This window comes from Bacillus sp. FJAT-45037, assembly GCF_002797325.1.
Taxonomy (GTDB): Bacteria; Bacillota; Bacilli; order Bacillales; family Bacillaceae_D; genus Alkalihalophilus.
Map to the genome: position 1 here is coordinate 3,062,118 of NZ_KZ454938.1, position 17,688 is coordinate 3,079,805.

Annotated in this window: 20 protein-coding genes; all 20 read left to right on the top strand. The window is 39.9% G+C overall.

The genetic code is table 11. From position 1 onward, the window contains the following. The first annotated feature begins 33 nt into the window (after positions 1–33). The 20 genes from veg (at position 34) to CDZ88_RS15540 (ending at position 17,597) form a co-directional block, all read left to right on the top strand. Positions 34–297 carry a biofilm formation stimulator Veg gene (gene veg / locus CDZ88_RS15445; protein ID WP_100374376.1) on the top strand — a complete coding sequence of 88 codons (264 nt, stop codon included), beginning with the start codon at positions 34–36 and terminating at the stop codon, positions 295–297. Between the two features lie 123 nt (positions 298–420). After that, complete coding sequence (locus CDZ88_RS15450) at positions 421–606, top strand: small, acid-soluble spore protein, alpha/beta type (RefSeq protein ID WP_100374377.1); 186 nt, start codon at positions 421–423, stop codon at positions 604–606. A gap of 146 nt (positions 607–752) precedes the next feature. Then, positions 753–1,607, top strand: a complete 855-nt coding sequence (gene ispE, locus CDZ88_RS15455) for a 4-(cytidine 5'-diphospho)-2-C-methyl-D-erythritol kinase (RefSeq protein WP_100374378.1) — start codon at positions 753–755, stop codon at positions 1,605–1,607. Positions 1,608–1,674: 67 nt separating this feature from the next. Then, entirely contained in the window at positions 1,675–2,523 is an 849-nt protein-coding gene (gene purR / locus CDZ88_RS15460; protein WP_100374379.1) for a pur operon repressor, read from the top strand. After that, positions 2,520–2,897 carry a 2-iminobutanoate/2-iminopropanoate deaminase gene (gene ridA / locus CDZ88_RS15465; protein ID WP_100374380.1) on the top strand — a complete coding sequence of 126 codons (378 nt, stop codon included), beginning with the start codon at positions 2,520–2,522 and terminating at the stop codon, positions 2,895–2,897. Before purR ends, ridA begins: the two co-directional genes overlap by 4 nt. Positions 2,898–3,058: 161 nt before the next feature. Then, positions 3,059–3,352, top strand: a complete 294-nt coding sequence (spoVG, locus tag CDZ88_RS15470) for a septation regulator SpoVG (protein ID WP_100374381.1) — start codon at positions 3,059–3,061, stop codon at positions 3,350–3,352. 231 nt (positions 3,353–3,583) lie between these two features. Then, positions 3,584–4,942, top strand: coding sequence for a bifunctional UDP-N-acetylglucosamine diphosphorylase/glucosamine-1-phosphate N-acetyltransferase GlmU (gene glmU / locus CDZ88_RS15475; RefSeq protein ID WP_100374382.1), 1,359 nt, complete (start codon positions 3,584–3,586; stop codon positions 4,940–4,942). A 62-nt stretch (positions 4,943–5,004) separates the two neighbouring features. After that, complete coding sequence (locus CDZ88_RS15480; protein ID WP_100374383.1) at positions 5,005–5,958, top strand: ribose-phosphate diphosphokinase; 954 nt, start codon at positions 5,005–5,007, stop codon at positions 5,956–5,958. 147 nt (positions 5,959–6,105) lie between these two features. Then, complete coding sequence (locus CDZ88_RS15485; RefSeq protein ID WP_100374384.1) at positions 6,106–6,726, top strand: 50S ribosomal protein L25/general stress protein Ctc; 621 nt, start codon at positions 6,106–6,108, stop codon at positions 6,724–6,726. A gap of 84 nt (positions 6,727–6,810) precedes the next feature. Further along, entirely contained in the window at positions 6,811–7,368 is a 558-nt protein-coding gene (gene pth, locus CDZ88_RS15490; protein WP_100374385.1) for an aminoacyl-tRNA hydrolase, read from the top strand. 77 nt (positions 7,369–7,445) lie between these two features. Next, the gene (locus CDZ88_RS15495; RefSeq protein WP_100374386.1) at positions 7,446–7,673 is read left to right on the top strand and encodes an anti-sigma-F factor Fin family protein; all 228 of its coding nucleotides are present in this window, start codon (positions 7,446–7,448) and stop codon (positions 7,671–7,673) included. Between the two features lie 239 nt (positions 7,674–7,912). Further along, on the top strand, positions 7,913–11,455 hold the full coding sequence (gene mfd, locus CDZ88_RS15500) for a transcription-repair coupling factor (RefSeq protein WP_100374387.1): 3,543 nt from the start codon (positions 7,913–7,915) through the stop codon (positions 11,453–11,455). Positions 11,456–11,636: 181 nt separating this feature from the next. Next, on the top strand, positions 11,637–12,176 hold the full coding sequence (spoVT, locus tag CDZ88_RS15505; RefSeq protein WP_100374388.1) for a stage V sporulation protein T: 540 nt from the start codon (positions 11,637–11,639) through the stop codon (positions 12,174–12,176). Positions 12,177–12,313: 137 nt separating this feature from the next. Further along, complete coding sequence (locus CDZ88_RS15510; RefSeq protein ID WP_100374389.1) at positions 12,314–13,909, top strand: polysaccharide biosynthesis protein; 1,596 nt, start codon at positions 12,314–12,316, stop codon at positions 13,907–13,909. Between the two features lie 12 nt (positions 13,910–13,921). Beyond that, positions 13,922–15,382, top strand: coding sequence for a bifunctional methyltransferase/pyrophosphohydrolase YabN (gene mazG, locus CDZ88_RS15515; protein WP_198507873.1), 1,461 nt, complete (start codon positions 13,922–13,924; stop codon positions 15,380–15,382). A 16-nt stretch (positions 15,383–15,398) separates the two neighbouring features. Next, positions 15,399–15,662 carry an RNA-binding S4 domain-containing protein gene (locus CDZ88_RS15520; protein ID WP_100374390.1) on the top strand — a complete coding sequence of 88 codons (264 nt, stop codon included), beginning with the start codon at positions 15,399–15,401 and terminating at the stop codon, positions 15,660–15,662. A 107-nt stretch (positions 15,663–15,769) separates the two neighbouring features. Continuing rightward, on the top strand, positions 15,770–16,081 hold the full coding sequence (gene yabP / locus CDZ88_RS15525; RefSeq protein WP_442857101.1) for a sporulation protein YabP: 312 nt from the start codon (positions 15,770–15,772) through the stop codon (positions 16,079–16,081). Beyond that, positions 16,078–16,659 (top strand): spore cortex biosynthesis protein YabQ, encoded by a 582-nt coding sequence (yabQ, locus tag CDZ88_RS15530; protein ID WP_100374391.1) that lies wholly within the window; start codon positions 16,078–16,080, stop codon positions 16,657–16,659. Before yabP ends, yabQ begins: the two co-directional genes overlap by 4 nt. Positions 16,660–16,672: 13 nt before the next feature. Beyond that, complete coding sequence (locus CDZ88_RS15535) at positions 16,673–17,053, top strand: FtsB family cell division protein (protein WP_100374392.1); 381 nt, start codon at positions 16,673–16,675, stop codon at positions 17,051–17,053. 73 nt (positions 17,054–17,126) lie between these two features. After that, the gene (locus CDZ88_RS15540; protein WP_100374393.1) at positions 17,127–17,597 is read left to right on the top strand and encodes a S1 domain-containing RNA-binding protein; all 471 of its coding nucleotides are present in this window, start codon (positions 17,127–17,129) and stop codon (positions 17,595–17,597) included. Positions 17,598–17,688: the final 91 nt, after the last annotated feature.

The window sequence follows — 17,688 nt, forward strand, 5'->3', positions numbered from 1 at the left end:
AACTATATCATAAGAGTGAGGTGGGTTGTTATAATGGGAAAAACGTTGATAGACATTAAGCGTGCACTAGATGCCAATATTGGGAAACGGATTACAATTAAGGCAAACGGTGGTCGTCGCAAAACGATGGAACGTTCAGGTCTTCTAGAAGAAACATACCCTTCGGTTTTTATCATTAAGTTAGATGAACAGCAAAACGCTTTTGAACGAGTATCGTATAGCTACGCAGATATTTTGACTGAAACGGTAGAACTTCTGCTTTGTGATGATGGTGAAAACGCAATAGCTCCTAAGTGATTCCAACATAGAGTTAAACTAGAATGACTTTCTAATGCCCAGCATTAGGGAGTCATGTTTTTTATTTTAGCGCACATGCTAAGATTGTCGTTGATCTTACTTCTTAAAAGGAGTTGTTTGGTTATGAGCAGAAGACGTAGCGTTATGTCGTATCAGTTTAAAGAAGAGCTAGCAAAAGAGCTTGGCTTTTATGATACCGTTCAACAGGAAGGTTGGGGCGGAATTCGCTCCAAAGACGCTGGAAACATGGTCAAGCGAGCAATTGAGATCGCAGAGAACCAATTAGTTAATCAACAACAATCAAAATAAGAAGACAACGACAGCCGGAGCCTATTGCTTCGGCTTTTATTTTGTTAGCTATGTTTTTTATGTATGAAGTTGTAGTTGCGGTGGTATGTTGGTTAAACTAGTGATAAAATAACGTAAGCAAATGGATAGTATAGAAGGTGACGAAGGTGAAATGTTCAGTTAAAGCTCCTGCTAAAATTAATTTATCGTTAGATGCAATCAGGAAAAGAGAAGACGGTTATCATGAAGTCGAAATGATTATGACAACAGTTGATTTGGCTGATCGGATCGATTTAACTTCTACAGAGGACGGAAAAATTAACGTAGAGGTTTCAGAAGGATTTGTACCAAGTGATCAACGCAATTTAGCGTATCAGGCAGCAGCTCTTTTAAAAGAAAAGTACCAAGTGAAGCAAGGTGTCTCTATTTATATTACGAAACGCATCCCTGTTGCAGCAGGTCTTGCTGGTGGAAGCAGCGATGCGGCAGCTACTTTAAAGGGGTTAAATACACTTTGGTCACTGGGACTCAGTATGGATGAGTTAGCGACACTAGGAGCAGAGATTGGCTCAGATGTCTCTTTTTGTGTGTACGGAGGAACAGCTTTAGCCACAGGGCGGGGAGAAATTATTAAACATATTGATTCCCCTCCTCCTTGTTGGGTCATCTTAGCTAAGCCACCGATGGGGGTTTCAACCGCTGATGTGTATAAACGGTTAAAGGTCGATCAAATTGAACATGCTAATACGGAAAAAATGATTGAAGCAATCAAGCAGCAAGACTTCAACGCAATCTGTGCGAATCTACATAATGTTCTTGAGACAGTGACCTTGGACTTGCATCCGGATGTTCGCCATATCAAAGAACAAATGCAACGATTCGGGGCTAATGGTGTTTTAATGAGCGGCAGTGGACCAACAGTGTTCGGCCTTGTGCAAAAACAATCTAGGTTACACCGTGTCTATAATGGGTTGCGTGGATTCTGCACTGATGTTTATGCTGTAAGGTTAATTCGTTCGTAGTAAGCTTGCTTAAAACCGTATAAAAATGTTATATTTAGTTAAAATATTCGGTTTTGGTGGGGGTAGTATGAAAAAAATTAAACGCAGTGGACGGCTTGTTGATATGACTTATTACTTGCTTCAACATCCGCATGAAGTCATTTCGCTCACGTATTTCTCTGAACGTTACCAATCGGCGAAATCTTCTATTAGTGAAGACTTAGTCATTGTTAAAGAGATCTTTGAGCAAGTAGGGTATGGAACACTTTTAACCATTTCGGGAGCTAGTGGCGGCGTAAAGTACATGCCGAAAGTCGGCAAAGAAGAAGCGAGTGAGCTGATTCATAAGTTAATTGATCAATTAGCTGTTCCAGAAAGGATTTTACCAGGTGGCTACCTGTATATGATGGACCTCTTAGGGAGTCCGCGTTTTATTCAGGAAGTTGGTAGGTTGTTTGCTTCGGTATTGGCCCATAAGAATATTGATGCCGTCATGACGGTGGCGACAAAGGGTATTCCTCTTGCTTATGCAGTGGCACAGTACTTAGACGTCCCAGTTAGTATTGTTCGACGAGACCATCGTGTTACAGAAGGTTCGATGGTAAGTATTAATTATGTCTCTGGATCATCTAAACGGATTCAGACGATGACTTTAGCTAGAAGAAGCCTAGCCCCAGGATCTCGAGTCTTTATTGTGGATGATTTTATGAAGGCTGGTGGAACGATACGTGGTATGATGGATTTGTTAGAAGAGTTCCAAGCTGAACTAGTAGGGATCGGTGTATTAGTCGAATCGGTGGGTGTTGAAGAACGTCTAGTTGATGAATATATGTCGGTCACTCGCGTGTCTGAAGTCAATGTACGTGAGAAATCCATTACAGTAGAACCGGGAAATATATTAGAAAAACTTGTACCGATTGCGGAGGAGGATTTATGATGAAAGTAGTTCACACAAATAGTGCACCAGATGCGATTGGACCTTATTCACAAGGGATTATTGTAAATAATATGTTTTACAGCTCAGGTCAAATCCCATTAACGGCAAGTGGAGATCTTATTAATGGCACGGTTGAAGAACAAACACATCAAGTGTTTAGTAACTTAAAAGCTGTCTTAGCTGAAGCTGGAGCTTCTCTAGACTCTGTTGTAAAAGCAATGGTCTTTATTAAGGATATGAATGACTTCCCTCGTATTAACGAAGTGTACGGTGAGTATTTTGATACACACAAGCCTGCACGCTCATGTGTTGAAGTGGCTCGTTTACCAAAGGATGTACTTGTTGAAATTGAAGTCATTGCTCTAGTGAAATAAATGATTAAATTAAAAAGACTTAGCCAATGCGCTAAGTCTTTTTAATTTTGTCACATTTAAATAGAAAAAAGATTGTAAATTTTCTATTTAAAAGAAGGGATTCAATCTTTTTAATCGAATTTATATAGCATGAATTATCTACTTAATTAGGTGGTGACAACATGCAGGTGACAGACGTGAGATTAAGACGAGTCAATACAGAAGGTAGAATGCGTGCGATCGCATCCATTACATTTGATCATGAGTTTGTTGTTCATGACATTCGTGTGATTGACGGAAACAATGGTTTATTTGTAGCGATGCCGAGTAAACGTACGCCAGATGGAGAATTTAGAGACATTGCACATCCTATTTCTTCTCGCACTCGTGACAAAATTCAGTCAGCCGTCCTTACCGAATATGAACGTGCTGGTGAGTTAGAGGGCGTAGAGTACGAGGAAGCAGGGGCGTCTTAAAGAATGAAGACCTATCTAAAAAAGGTAGGTCTTTTTTTGTTGTGAAAATAGTTTTTTTATGATTGGTATTGACTTCAAACTCCGACACATTTTGTCAAATATAAGAACGACCTGCCCTAAAAGTTGCATGAGATGACATGTAATCGATGAGACATCTAACGAACAGTCCTTGAAAAGACAAGCGTTTTAGGATATATTCGTAATGGAAAAAGGAACATCTGGAGGGAAATCATGAGTAGTCGTTTTGCCGTTATTTTAGCAGCTGGGCAAGGAACGAGAATGAAGTCTAAGCTATATAAAGTATTACATCCAGTTAATGGGAAACCAATGGTTCAACATGTCGTTGATCAAGTCTTAGCACTTGGCTTTGAAGAAACCGTTACAATTGTTGGGCACGGAGCAGAGGTTGTACAAACTCAACTTGGCGATCAAGTAAAGTATGCGACTCAGCTAGAACAATTAGGGACAGGTCATGCTGTGATGCAAGCAGAGGGTATTCTTGCAGGTAAGCAAGGTGTCACAGTTGTTTTATGTGGAGATACACCATTACTGACAGCAGATACGATCGAAAAGCTATTGGCTCATCATGAACAAGAAGGAGCTAAAGCGACAATCTTAACTGCTGAGTCACAGGACCCAACAGGGTATGGTCGAATTATTCGTAACAACGAAGGGCTTGTTGAACGAATTGTTGAGCATAAGGACGCAACAGCAGAAGAGAAGCGTCTAACAGAAATTAACACAGGAACTTATTGTTTTGATAATGAAGCGCTATTTGCTTCGTTAAAGAATGTTGGAAATGACAATGTTCAAGGTGAGTATTACTTACCAGACGTCATTGAGATTTTACAACAGAGTGGCGAAGTGGTCGCTGCTTACCAAACGACTTCATTTAATGAAACTCTAGGTGTGAATGATCGAGTGGCTCTTGCACAAGCGGAGCAGTTCATGAAACAACGCACAAATGAACATTGGATGCGTCAAGGTGTGTCAATTATTGATCCGTCTAACACGTACATTTCAACGGATGCTGAAATTGGACCAGATACAGTGATTTACCCTGGAACGATCATACAAGGAAAAACGAAAATCGGTACAGAATGTTTCATTGGCCCGCACTCTGAAATAAAAGATAGTTCGATTGGGAACGAAACGAGTATTCGTCAATCAGTGATCCATGATAGTGAGATTGGCTGCGAGGTAACGATCGGACCATTTGCTCATATACGTCCTAAAACAAAAATTGGTAACGAAGTACGTATTGGCAATTTTGTTGAAGTAAAGAAATCGACATTAGGAGATCGTAGTAAAGCTTCGCATCTTAGTTATATTGGGGATGCTGAGGTTGGTGCTGATGTGAACTTCAGTTGTGGTGCTGTAACGGTTAACTATGATGGCAAAAATAAATTCTTAACGAAAATTGAAGATGGGGCATTTATTGGTTGTAATGCTAATTTAATTGCACCTGTTACTGTAGGGAAGAAAGCATTAGTGGCTGCGGGTTCGACCATTACAGAGGATGTACCTGGTGAGGCGTTATCGATTGCGCGTGCTCGTCAAACGAATAAAGAGGGTTACCAAAAGAAATAAGCAAGTGTATGCGAGCAATGAATCAATGAGTAACGTGTTGATCTAATTTCAGGAGGGTATAAATAATGGCTAAATATGGTGATCCAAGTTTAAAGGTATTTACATTGAATTCGAATAAAGACTTAGCGCATGAAATCACAGAACATATTGGGGTTCCTATGGGCAAGAGTTCCGTTACTCGCTTTAGCGATGGCGAAGTTCAAATTAACATTGAGGAAAGCATCCGTGGTTGTGATGTGTACTTAATTCAATCAACTTCTGCTCCTGCAAATGAGCATATTATGGAGCTTCTTATTATGATCGATGCTCTTAAACGTGCCTCCGCTAAAACCATTAATATCGTCATTCCTTATTATGGATATGCCCGTCAAGATCGTAAGGCGCGCGCGCGTGAACCGATCACAGCGAAACTTGTCGCAAACCTACTTGAGAAAGCAGGTGCTACACGTGTGTTAACACTTGACTTACACGCATCACAAATTCAAGGATTCTTCGATATTCCAGTCGACCAACTTATGGGTGTACCAATTTTAGCGAATTATTTTGAAGAGAAGCAATTAGATAATTTAGTGATTGTTTCACCTGATCACGGTGGAGTTGTACGTGCACGTAAGATGGCTGACCGTCTAAAAGCAACGATTGCGATTATTGATAAACGTCGACCTAAGCCGAATGTAGCCGAAGTCATGAACATCGTTGGTAACATTGAAGGTAAAACAGCAATCATCATTGACGATATTATTGATACAGCTGGTACGATTACACTTGCGGCCAATGCATTAGTGGAGCATGGAGCTAAGGAAGTATATGCTTGCTGTACACATCCAGTATTATCTGGCCCGGCAATTGAGCGTATTAATAATTCAAATATTAAAGAATTAGTCGTTACAAACACAATTCCTTTAGAAAAAGATAAACAAATTGACAAAATTACGCCGTTATCGATTGCGCCGCTAATGGCAGAAGCAATCATTCGTGTGCATGAGCACGCATCTGTTAGTAAGTTATTTGATTGAGTTGTCGATTTAGACGATTGCGCGATAGATAGTGAATAAAGTTTTTTAGGTGATTTTTGCACTGAATTTTTAGAAAGTTGTTTCAAACTAGGTTAATTAGGGAACACAAGATATAGAGCAATGGAATCTAATTAGAGGTGATAAAAAATGGCAATAACTTTACAAGCTAATCCACGTACAGATCTAACAGGTTCTGCAACAAGACAAATTAGAAAAGATGGACATGTGCCAGGAATTTTATACGGCAACAAAATTAATAGTAAGCCTGTTTCTGTAGACGGTGTAGAGTTTTTAAAAACGGTTCGAGAAGTAGGTAAGAATGGATTATTTTCTTTAAATGTTGATGGCAAGAAACATCAAGTAATGGTTCATGACTTACAAGTTGACCCACTTAAAAACGAATACGTGCATGTTGATTTCTTTGAAGTTGATATGAAGTCAGAAATCGATGCGGATGTTCCTGTTCGATTAACGGGGGAATCAGTTGGAGCTAAAGAAGGTGGCGTGTTAACACACCTAATGTATGAGGTTTCAGTTAAATCTCTACCAGCTGACATCCCTGAGGAAATTGAACTTGATGTTTCTGAATTGCAGATTGGAGATTCTATTCAAATTTCTGAACTAAGAAATAAGCTTTCTGTCGAGATTAATAACGAAGATGAAGAGACGATTGTAACGGTTCAACCACCAACAGTGGCTGAAGAGCCTGAAGACGAAGAGTCTGAAGATGTTGAACCCGAAGTAATTGGCGAATCAAATAAAGAATAGTACTTGTTTAAGAAACTGAGAAGGTATAACCATATGGTTATACCTTTTTAGGGCGTTTCTATAGACTAGGAAGGTGGAGAGAGCGTGAAAGTAGTTGTTGGACTAGGGAATCCAGGTGCTAAGTATGCCGGAACTCGCCATAATATTGGATTTGATATCATTGATTATTGCGCTAAGGAACTAGGAGTAGAACTAAATCAATCTAAATTTAAAGGGATATTTGGTATAAAGATCATCAATGGAGAAAAAGTTTTTTTTCTAAAGCCACTTACGTATATGAACCTCTCAGGAGAGTCAGTTCGACCTTTATTAGATTATTATCAAATTGGTATTGATGATTTAGTTGTCATTTATGACGATCTTGATTTACCAACCGGGAAAATTCGTTTGCGTGAAAAAGGGAGTGCAGGTGGTCATAATGGTATTAAGTCATTGATACAGCATTTAGGTACAGAAAAATTCAAGCGAATTCGTGTCGGGGTTGATCGCCCGAAAGATGGTGAGCCGATTGTGAATTATGTGCTTGGAACGTATCGCCCTGATGAACGTCAAGCTATGAGTGAGTCGATTATTCAAGCATCTAAAGCAATCGAAGCATGGACAGATAAGTCATTTTTAGAAGTGATGAATCAATTCAACTAATTATTTTGTGCATAGCACGCCTTACATGTGATCATACTGTTTGTATATTAAACAGTTTCACATAAGGAGGACTATGGATGACGATTCACTATAAGTGTCGCCACTGTCAAACAAAAGTAGGTCAGATTAGTGAATACTCTAACGCTGCAACATTAGGTTTTCATACATTAACATCCGAGGAACGTCAAGAATTTTTGAAGTATGAAAATAACGGAGATATTCATGTTCAAGTCGTTTGTGAAGATTGTGAAGAAGCGTTGATGAGAAATCCTATTTTCTACGAGTTAGATACGTTTATTCAGTAAATAGAACAGGAAGTGCTTTGGTGCTTGAGCCAAAGCGTTTTTTCTGTTTTGAAATTAATAAATGGGCAGGGAAGAGAAAAGCAAAGTCGAACTAGTGTAGAGAGAGCTTTGAAATATATCGTTGGTTATTTATATTTATTTATTATCTTTTCTTTATAGAAGTTGATTAGTATTGATGCATATAATAAAAAGTAGCATAAAGCAAGATAGATTAGGCGCTTTATAACAGGGGGAACGGCATGTTAGGATTACAAAATTACTTTCTTGCGAATGACGAGGTTAAAGCGGTTTCAACGGCTGTAGAAGCTGGGATGAGAGAACAATTACTTTCTGGTTTAACGGGGTCAGGACGCACGCTCTTAATGGCCTCACTTTATAAAGAGACAAAACGAACACAAGTAGTCATTACACATAATTTATTTCAAGCCCAAAAGATCTATAATGATTTAATCGATTTAGTAGGGGATGAGAGTGTACACCTCTATCCAGTAAATGAGTTGATTTCCTCGGAAATTGCGATTGCTAGCCCGGAGATGAAATCACAACGACTAGAAGTTCTTAATAAGTTAGTTCATGACTTTAAAGGAATCGTCATTGTACCTCTAGCTGGGGTGAGACGTCTTCTTCCACCGAAACATCTTTGGAAAGAGAGTCAATGGACGGTTACTGTTGGTACAGATATTGGCGAGATCCACCATATGATGAATCAGTTAGTGATGATGGGGTTTGTGCGAGTTGATATGGTTTCTTCACCTGGAGAATTTAGTGTTCGTGGTGGGATCATTGACGTGTATCCATTAACAGAGAGAAATCCAATTCGTATTGAATTATTTGATACAGAGATCGATTCAATTCGTACCTTCGCTATTGAAACACAGCGTTCGGTTCAAGAGTTAAAAGAGATCATCATTGGTCCTGCTGAAGAAGTCATTTTGTTAGAGCGGCACTACGAGCATGCTGCCAATCGTTTAACCGAGCAGTTATCAGCCACACTGAAAAAAGTAAAAGCAAAGCAAACGAAAGAAAAGCTATCTCAAAATATCTCCTATGAAATTGGCCAGTTGAAACAGAAAACGAGCTTCCAAGGGATGTACAAGTACATGTCTTTTTACTACGAAATGAAAAGCTCAATTTTATCATACTTACCGGACGATGCACTTATTATCATTGATGAGATGAGTCGAGTGAAAGAGATGGCCGATAACCTCGAGAAAGAAGAAGCTGAGTGGAGTATTGCTTTACTTGGGCAAGGTGAAACTGTTCATGACGTGACGATGGCGCTTGATCCAATTGAATCTTTGAAGCAATCCTCTCATTCGTTAATTTATTTATCGTTATTTTTAAAACATGTGCCCTCTACTAAACCTGAAAATGTTGTGAATTTCACTTGTAAATCAATGCAAAACTTTCATGGACAAATGCAATTGCTTCAATCCGAAGTGAAACGTTGGGAAAAAGCAGGTTATGCAGTTGTTTTTGTTTCAGGATCAAAAGATAGGGCTTCAAGACTGGCCTTAAATCTTGATGAAGAGGGAATTGACGCTCATATTGTTGAGCGGGCAACAGAGTTAACTGAGAATACCGTTCATCTTATGGTCGGTCAGCTTAATAGTGGATTTGAATTACCTGCACATAAACTAGTCGTGATTACTGAAGAGGAAGTGTACGCAAAGCAACAAAAACGCGTCCAGCGAAATAAACAAAAGCTTTCAAATGCAGAGCGAATCAAAAGTTACTCCGAACTAAAGGTCGGGGATCTTGTTGTTCACACAAACCACGGTATCGGAAAGTATCTAGGAGTAGAAACTCTTGAAATTAACGGACTGCACAAAGACTATCTCCATTTGCGCTATGCAGGTGATGATAAGTTATATGTGCCCGTTGAGCAAATTGATCAAGTCCAAAAATACGTAGGGTCAGAAGAAAAAGATCCTAAAATTTATGCACTTGGTGGAAGTGATTGGAAAAAAGTTAAGAAGCGTGTTCAATCATCGGTGGAAGATATTGCAGATGATTTGATCAAGCTATACGCGGAACGAGAGGCAAGCAAAGGTTTCGCCTACTCAACAGATGGCTCCGAACAAGCTGACTTTGAGGCAACTTTCCCTTATCAAGAAACCGAAGATCAATTACGTGCTATTGAAGAGATTAAAGAAGATATGGAGAAAGAAAGACCGATGGACCGTCTTCTTTGTGGGGATGTTGGTTATGGAAAAACAGAAGTGGCGATTCGTGCAGCATTTAAAGCAATCATGAATGGAAAGCAAGTCGCTATTCTAGTCCCGACCACGATATTGGCACAGCAACATTACGAAACGATCAAGGAACGCTTCTCTGAGTTTCCGATTAACATTGGAGTCCTTAGTCGATTCCGATCAAGAAAGGAACAAAATGAGACGTTAAAAGGTCTGAAGGCTGGATCAGTCGACCTGGTTGTTGGGACGCACCGTCTGTTATCTAAGGACTTAACCTTTATAGACCTTGGGTTATTAATTGTTGATGAGGAACAACGCTTTGGTGTTACGCATAAAGAGAAAATTAAACAACTAAAAGCCAATATTGATGTGCTTACATTAACAGCTACACCAATTCCGCGAACGCTTCACATGTCGATGCTGGGTGTACGTGACTTATCTGTCATTGAGACGCCACCAGAGAACCGTTTTCCTGTGCAAACATACGTCGTTGAGTATAATGCCTCACTCGTTCGTGAAGCGATTGAGCGCGAGTTAACTCGTGGGGGACAAGTGTACTTCCTTTATAATCGTGTAGAAGACATTGAGCGAATGACAGCAGAAATCTCGATGCTTGTACCAGATGCCAAGGTCGCATTTGCGCACGGACAGATGAATGAGCGGGAACTCGAATCAATTATGCTCGATTTTCTTGAAGGTAACAGCGATGTGTTAGTAACCACAACAATTATCGAAACGGGCGTAGACATTCCAAATGTCAACACGTTAATTATTAATAATGCTGATAAGATGGGGTTGTCGCAGTTGTATCAAATTAGAGGTCGTGTAGGACGTTCTAATCGAGTAGCTTATGCGTACTTCACATATCAGCGAGACAAGGTGCTGACAGAAGTTGCAGAGAAACGGTTGCAAGCGATTAAGGAGTTTACAGAGCTTGGCTCAGGATTTAAGATTGCGATGCGTGACTTGACGATTCGCGGAGCGGGGAATTTGTTGGGGGCTCAACAACATGGATTCATTGAGTCGGTTGGTTTTGATCTCTACTCACAAATGTTGAAAGAAGCCATTGAGGAACGTAAAGGTGATCAATCAAAAGAGCCGACGTTTAATGTGGAGCTCGATGTGAAGATTGATGCGTATATTCCAGAATCGTATATTCAAGATGCAAAGCAAAAGATTGAGATGTATAAACGTTTTAAAGGGATTGAGACATTAGAAGAGTTAGCTGACCTTAAAGACGAGATGTTTGACCGTTTCGGAGAATATCCGAAACAAGTCGAGTATCTTTTGCGTTTAACAGAGATCAAGCTTCGCTCAAATCAAGAACGTATTGAGTCGGTAGTGGAAGTGAAAAACCAAGTAGAGATCTTGCTGTCAAAAGAGACCTCCACCCAAATGGATGGAGCCATGTTATTTGAAGTGGCCCATACGTTAGGACGTGATGTTTCCCTAGGGACAGCAGGAGATAAAATTAAGTTCGTCATTAAAACAAAGAGTCTACATGATGATGAACTGCTAACGATTATCGAAACAATTGCAACAAGCATTCCTAAAAGTCGTAAACAAACAACCGGTCATACGTTGTAATATAACTGCCGAGTCCCCTTTTTTTATTCATGTAGATGTAGGTTGCTAAGCCAAACAAATTGATGAAATGGTGAATAGTTCTTTTTATTAAACGGATAATAGAGGTATGAAGCGATTGACCAATCATGATTATGTTGGTACACCAAGACTATTACACCTTTAGAAAGTGGGGCACAACAGCATGAAAGCAACTGGCATAGTACGACGTATTGATGACTTAGGACGTGTCGTTATCCCGAAAGAAATTCGCAGAACTCTTCGCATACGTGAAGGCGACCCTTTAGAAATTTTTGTTGATCGTGATGGGGAAGTGATCTTAAAGAAATACTCGCCGATCTCAGAACTTGGCGACTTTGCAAAAGAGTATGCTGAGGCATTATATGATAGCTTAAATCACAATGTATTAATTGCTGATCGTGATACATTTATCGCGGTAGCAGGAGCATCCAAAAAAGAATTTCAAAATAAAGCAATTGGTGAGGTAGTTGAATCAGCTTTGGAGGAACGTAAGTCCAAGGTTGAAACGAATGCGGGTGAATATAACTTAGTTGGTGACCATACGGGTGAATTAAAAGGGTATGTGATTGCGCCGATTATCGCAAATGGCGATCCAATAGGAGCTGTTATTATCTTTAGTAAAGAACAAAGTTTAAGTGGTTCACTCGAGCAAAAGCTTGCTGAAACAGCGGCTAGTTTCCTAGCTCGTCAAATGGAACATTAATACGAAAGCTTGTCTCTAAAAAATGGAGACAAGCTTTTTATCTGTACCAAACAGCGATGCATGGTTGGTAACTTGGCGAATGATGACAATTTCAGTATGATAAGAGAAGGTTTATACATAGAGGGGGATGCTTTTTTTTGCAAGAGAGTAAAGGTCGTCAACTTATGAAGGGGGCAATCGCTGTTAGTGCAGCTGCATTATTTGCGAAAGTGTTAAGTGCAGCGTATCGAATCCCATATCAAAATATCGCTGGGGATGTTGGGTTTTATGTATACCAACAGTTGTATCCATTCTACGGATTTGTCATGTTGGTGTCGATGTATGGGTTTCCTGTCGTTCTTTCAAAACATATTGCCGAGCAAGAGGCAAAGGCACGTTACGATCAGGCTAGGTTAACGATGGCTGTTTCATTTTATAGTTTATTTATTCTTGCGGCACTCTTGTGGGGGAGCTTGCATCTGACTGCACCACTTGTGGCTATGGCGATGGGAGATATCAATTTAGTCGCTCCGATCCGTGCAGTCGCCTTAACGTTTTGGCTTATGCCCTTTTTGAGTATAGGGAGAGGGTATCATCAAGCAAAACAACGACTTACTCCAACGGCAATTTCACATATAAGTGAGCAATTTGTTCGTGTGACAATGATCCTTGTATTTGTTGTTATGATCGTAGGTCAAACGGGCAGTCCGTACGACGTGGCGATTGGGGCGATTTACGGATCACTTATAGGTGGTATAACGGGCGTTGTGGTATTGATTTTCTTATCAAGAGGTGTTTCTTGGCAAGAGTGGTTCAAAGTCCGTGGTGCGTCTTTTAGGGACATCTGGCGTATTCATTCAATTCTTATTAAACAAGGGATTTTTGTGTGTATCAGTGCACTTCTCTTTATTTTTTTCCAATTTATCGATGCCTTTACAGTTGTTCCATCGCTTGCAGGGTATGGGTTGCGAGATGTGCAGGCATTTACCGAAAAAGGAATTTATGATCGGGGACAACCGTTGTTACAGTTAGGGACGATTGTTACAACGACATTTTCTTTAACCCTTGTTCCTCTTTTAGCTAAATCGTTATCAACGGGGGAGAAAGGCAAAGCTCGATTATACCAAGATGTCGCTTTGAGATTAACGATTCTTATTGGTGGAGCAGCATCGGTTGGTTTAATAAGCATTATTCAACCGACGAATATGATGCTGTATGGTAGCGTTGATGGTTCTTTTGTTTTGGCGGTGCTATCTTTAGCGATATTTTTTAGTTCTCTTTATTTAATAACTTCGGCTATTTTGCAAGGGTATGGTCGCGTGCATGTTCCTGCACATGTGATGGCGCTTGGAATTGTGGTAAAACTGTGTTTGAACCTTTTATTGATCCCGTTTATTGGTACGTTAGGGGCTGCACTAGCTACGGTACTAGCCACCGCGCTAATGGCTAGTATACAGTTGATCGCTTTAAAAAAGTTACAGCGCGGGCTCATTGCTGATCGATCATTTTATTACTGGACTCTTGCAACTTTTACTCTTCTGGCTCTCTGTACGGTTAGCTGGCAAATAGGCTTACAACTCGTTCTTCCTTTTGATGGAAGCCGTTATGTGGCAAGTATTACTGCACTGTCTACCGTATCGGTTGGTGGAATAGTTATGGTTGCATGTTTTATTTATTGGCCATTTATGACAAATCATGAATGGGAGACGGTCCCGAAACTAAATAAATTGCGCAATGTATTGCGTAGAAAGTAAGAGGTGTACATCATGAAGAAAATTCATGTGATTGGGTTAGGTGCAGGAGATCTAGAGCAATTACCACTAGGAATGTATAAGCACTTAAAACAAAGCGATGCATTGTATGTGCGAACAGCAGATCATCCGGTATTAACAAGCTTAGAAGCTGAGGGAGTAACGTTTCAGTCATTTGATGATGTTTATGAAAAGCATGATCAGTTTGAGCAAGTATACGAAGAAATCGTAAACCAATTAATCTCACGTGCGAAGTCTACATCGATTACTTACGCGGTTCCTGGACATCCATTTGTTGCAGAACGTACGGTGCAGTTATTACTAGAAGCCGCAGAGGGGCACGATATAGAGCTACAGTTCCTAGGAGGACAAAGTTTTCTTGATCCTATGTACAACGCCTTAAAAATTGATCCGATCGAAGGTTTACAAGTGGTAGACGGCACATCGCTCAACCGAGATGAACTTCAAATTACGCACCATATCATTATTGTTCAAGTATATGATGCAATGATTGCCTCAGATGTAAAGCTGACGTTAATGGAGAGATTGCCAGATGATTATGAAGTAACTGTGGCAACCTCTGTGGGGTCTGCTGCTGAACAATTAACACGTGTGCCGCTCTATGAGTTAGACCGCGTAACGACGTTAAATAATCTGACGGCTGTGTACGTTCCGCCAGTGAAGGAAGAGGAATTGCTAACAGGTGAATTCACAAAACTTCGTCAAGTAATTGCGACATTAAGAGGTCCAGATGGTTGCCCTTGGGACCGGGAACAGACCCATCAATCGCTTAAGAAGTATTTAGTGGAAGAAACATATGAAGTGCTAGAAGCCATTGATGAAGAGGATGATGATCACCTCATCGAAGAGCTTGGCGATGTGTTATTGCAAGTCATGTTGCATGCACAAATCGGTGAAGATGAAGGTTGGTTTACGATTCAAGATGTTGTAAAGTCGGTCTCAGAAAAAATGATTAGACGACACCCGCATGTATTTGGAGACAAAACAGTTGCTCATGCAGGAGAAGTGGTAGATAATTGGAATCAAATCAAACTAGCTGAAAAAAGCCATGAAAATCGAGAGTTTATTTTGGATGGAATTCCAAAAGATCTACCTACATTGATGGTGGCAGAGAAGCTGCAGAAAAAAGCGGCGAAGGTCGGTTTTGATTGGGACGAAGTTGAACCGATTTGGAGTAAATTATTTGAAGAGATAGATGAATTTAAGCAAGAAATTGAGAATGGAAATAAGGATAAGATGGTGCGAGAGCTAGGAGATATCATCTTTGTCCTAGTGAACTTAGCTCGTTTTTATAAAGTTGATCCAGAAGATGCTCTTCGAAAAACGAATGCGAAGTTTAAAAATCGTTTTACTGAGATGGAAAAACGTGTGAGGACTGCGAGAAAGAGTATGAATGAACTTTCACTTGAAGAGCTCGATCAATTGTGGGAAGAGGCAAAAGAAAATTTTGAATAAAGGGTGAGTGTAGAACATGAGATTAGATAAATTCTTAAAAGTATCTAGGTTAATTAAACGCCGAACATTAGCTAAAGAGGTATGTGATCAAGGAAGAATTACGATTAATGGCCAATCCGCTAAGGCTGGTTCTAATGTAAAGGCGGGCGATGAACTCGTCGTGCGCTTTGGACAAAAGCTTGTGACCGTTGAAATTAATGAAGTCAAAGAGACTAGCCGTAAAGAAGAAGCTGGCACTATGTATACCATTGTCAAAGAAGAATCTTTAAACAATCAGTAAAGATTCTATTATTATAAAGTAGAGCAAGCTCCATTGATTTGGAGCTTGTTCTATTTTTTTTTGCCCCTTCATAGACTGATGGTAAAGAATAGAGAGGGGAAGATACGATGACAGATCAATATGAATTCGGTACTCAGATGGGACGAGAACGAAAAAGTAATGACCATGATGTGACGTTACGAGGTAGAAAACAATTAGATATAACAGGTGTAAAGCAGGTGGAGAGCTTTGATAATGAGGAGTTTTTGCTCGAGACAGTGATGGGTTTTTTATCGGTGAGGGGGCGTAACCTACACATGAAAAACTTAAACGTCGAGATGGGACTTGTTTCAATTGAAGGGAAAATTGACGACTTTGTCTACCTTGACCAAAGCCAGCAAGATAAATCTAAAGGGTTCTTTGGGAAGCTATTCAAGTGAGCTTAACGGTACAATTTTATACAATGATATCAATGGCTGTGGTGGGCGTATGGCTCGGTGCAGCGATTGATACATATGGCCGTTTCGTAAGGCAAAGACGTTCCTTCCATTGGTTAACCGCCTGTCAAGATGTCTTATTCTGGTTGATTCAAGGTCTAGTTGTATTCTACGTATTATTGGAATCAAATTACGGTGAAGTTCGTCTGTATGTATTTTTGGCGATTTTATTAGGGTATGCTTGTTACAAGGCATTATTTGAAGAGGTTTACAAACGTCTATTAGAGGGAATTATTCGAATTATCATTAGAATTTACCAAATGGTTACAAGATTGTTCACCGTAATGATCATCCTTCCTGTCAAGTACGTATTGAAACTACTGTACTCCTTAGGTATGATGATAGTAACAGTTACTCTATCAATCTTGTTATTTATGATTCGTATTGTATTCAAACCACTGGGTTGGATATTGACTTGGCTATATAAAGTAACAAAGTTAGAGAAAGCTTGGAAGAAATTTTTACCTTTTTATTTGAAAATAAAGGGTTTTATACAAGACTTGAGGAAAAAGAAAGAGTGAGGAGGGGATAAAAATGGTCAAGAAGCAGTCTTCAACCGTACGAGAAATGGATTCTAAATACATTCGAGAGCGAGAAGAAGAGTTAAAATTCGAAGCAAAGAAGCGTCGAGGTTTGGTTCGTCGCCTGAGTGTATTAGGGGCTTTGGCATTCATTTTTCTATGTGTTGCATCTGTTACATTTTATGCCCAAGCATCGTCGATTAGTGAAAAACAAACAGAAAAAGTAGCCTTAGAGCAAGAGCTTAAGATATTAGAGACAGAGGAGCAACGTTTAGAGCAAGAGATTATTAATTACAATGATCTAGATTACATTGCTGAGATCGCTAGGAGAGACTATTATTTGTCCAAGCCTGGTGAAACATTGTTCAAATTACCTGGCTCAGCGTCTAATTGACACATTTTTTTTCAATCGGGTATAATATAAAAAACGAATAAACACAGATTTCTTAAGGAGGATCTATTTTTACATGTCAATCGAAGCAGGCAGCAAGTTGCAGGGTAAGGTTACAGGAATTACAAATTTTGGAGCTTTCGTTGAATTACCGGGTGGTTCTACTGGCCTTGTGCATATCAGTGAAGTTGCTGATAACTACGTAAAGGATATCAATGAGTTTTTAAAGGTTGGAGAAGAGGTTACGGTAAAGGTTGTAAATGTTGAGAAGGATGGAAAGATTGGTTTATCCATCCGTAAAGCAATAGACCGCCCAGAAGGTTCTGAAAGACCTGAAAGACCTGCGCGTCCAAGTCGTCCAAGCCATCAAGGACGTCCGAACCGTCCTCAAGGTGGTGGAAATCGTGGTCCGCGTCCTACTAGTAGACCTGCACCAACATTTGAAGATAAGGTGAGCCGTTTCTTGAAAGATAGTGAAGAGCGTTTAACTACATTAAAGCGTCAAACCGAGTCTAAACGTGGCGGTCGTGGCGCAAAACGTGGCTAACTTGCTGTCACCTCCTTCACACATATAAGCAAAAGGGTAAGCTGAGAGGCTTACCCTTTTCTATTTTAAAAACGAGCAAATATTTTTCTTG

What these genes read in the sequence shown, in the direction of transcription:
- veg (WP_100374376.1), top strand. Translation starts at nt 34, where the DNA reads ATGGGAAAAACGTTGATAGACATTAAGCGTGCACTAGATGCCAATATT.
- CDZ88_RS15450 (WP_100374377.1), top strand. Translation starts at nt 421, where the DNA reads ATGAGCAGAAGACGTAGCGTTATGTCGTATCAGTTTAAAGAAGAGCTA.
- purR (WP_100374379.1), top strand. Translation starts at nt 1,675, where the DNA reads ATGAAAAAAATTAAACGCAGTGGACGGCTTGTTGATATGACTTATTAC.
- ridA (WP_100374380.1), top strand. Translation starts at nt 2,520, where the DNA reads ATGATGAAAGTAGTTCACACAAATAGTGCACCAGATGCGATTGGACCT.
- spoVG (WP_100374381.1), top strand. Translation starts at nt 3,059, where the DNA reads ATGCAGGTGACAGACGTGAGATTAAGACGAGTCAATACAGAAGGTAGA.
- glmU (WP_100374382.1), top strand. Translation starts at nt 3,584, where the DNA reads ATGAGTAGTCGTTTTGCCGTTATTTTAGCAGCTGGGCAAGGAACGAGA.
- CDZ88_RS15485 (WP_100374384.1), top strand. Translation starts at nt 6,106, where the DNA reads ATGGCAATAACTTTACAAGCTAATCCACGTACAGATCTAACAGGTTCT.
- CDZ88_RS15495 (WP_100374386.1), top strand. Translation starts at nt 7,446, where the DNA reads ATGACGATTCACTATAAGTGTCGCCACTGTCAAACAAAAGTAGGTCAG.
- mfd (WP_100374387.1), top strand. Translation starts at nt 7,913, where the DNA reads ATGTTAGGATTACAAAATTACTTTCTTGCGAATGACGAGGTTAAAGCG.
- spoVT (WP_100374388.1), top strand. Translation starts at nt 11,637, where the DNA reads ATGAAAGCAACTGGCATAGTACGACGTATTGATGACTTAGGACGTGTC.
- mazG (WP_198507873.1), top strand. Translation starts at nt 13,922, where the DNA reads ATGAAGAAAATTCATGTGATTGGGTTAGGTGCAGGAGATCTAGAGCAA.
- CDZ88_RS15520 (WP_100374390.1), top strand. Translation starts at nt 15,399, where the DNA reads ATGAGATTAGATAAATTCTTAAAAGTATCTAGGTTAATTAAACGCCGA.
- yabP (WP_442857101.1), top strand. Translation starts at nt 15,770, where the DNA reads ATGACAGATCAATATGAATTCGGTACTCAGATGGGACGAGAACGAAAA.
- CDZ88_RS15535 (WP_100374392.1), top strand. Translation starts at nt 16,673, where the DNA reads ATGGTCAAGAAGCAGTCTTCAACCGTACGAGAAATGGATTCTAAATAC.
- CDZ88_RS15540 (WP_100374393.1), top strand. Translation starts at nt 17,127, where the DNA reads ATGTCAATCGAAGCAGGCAGCAAGTTGCAGGGTAAGGTTACAGGAATT.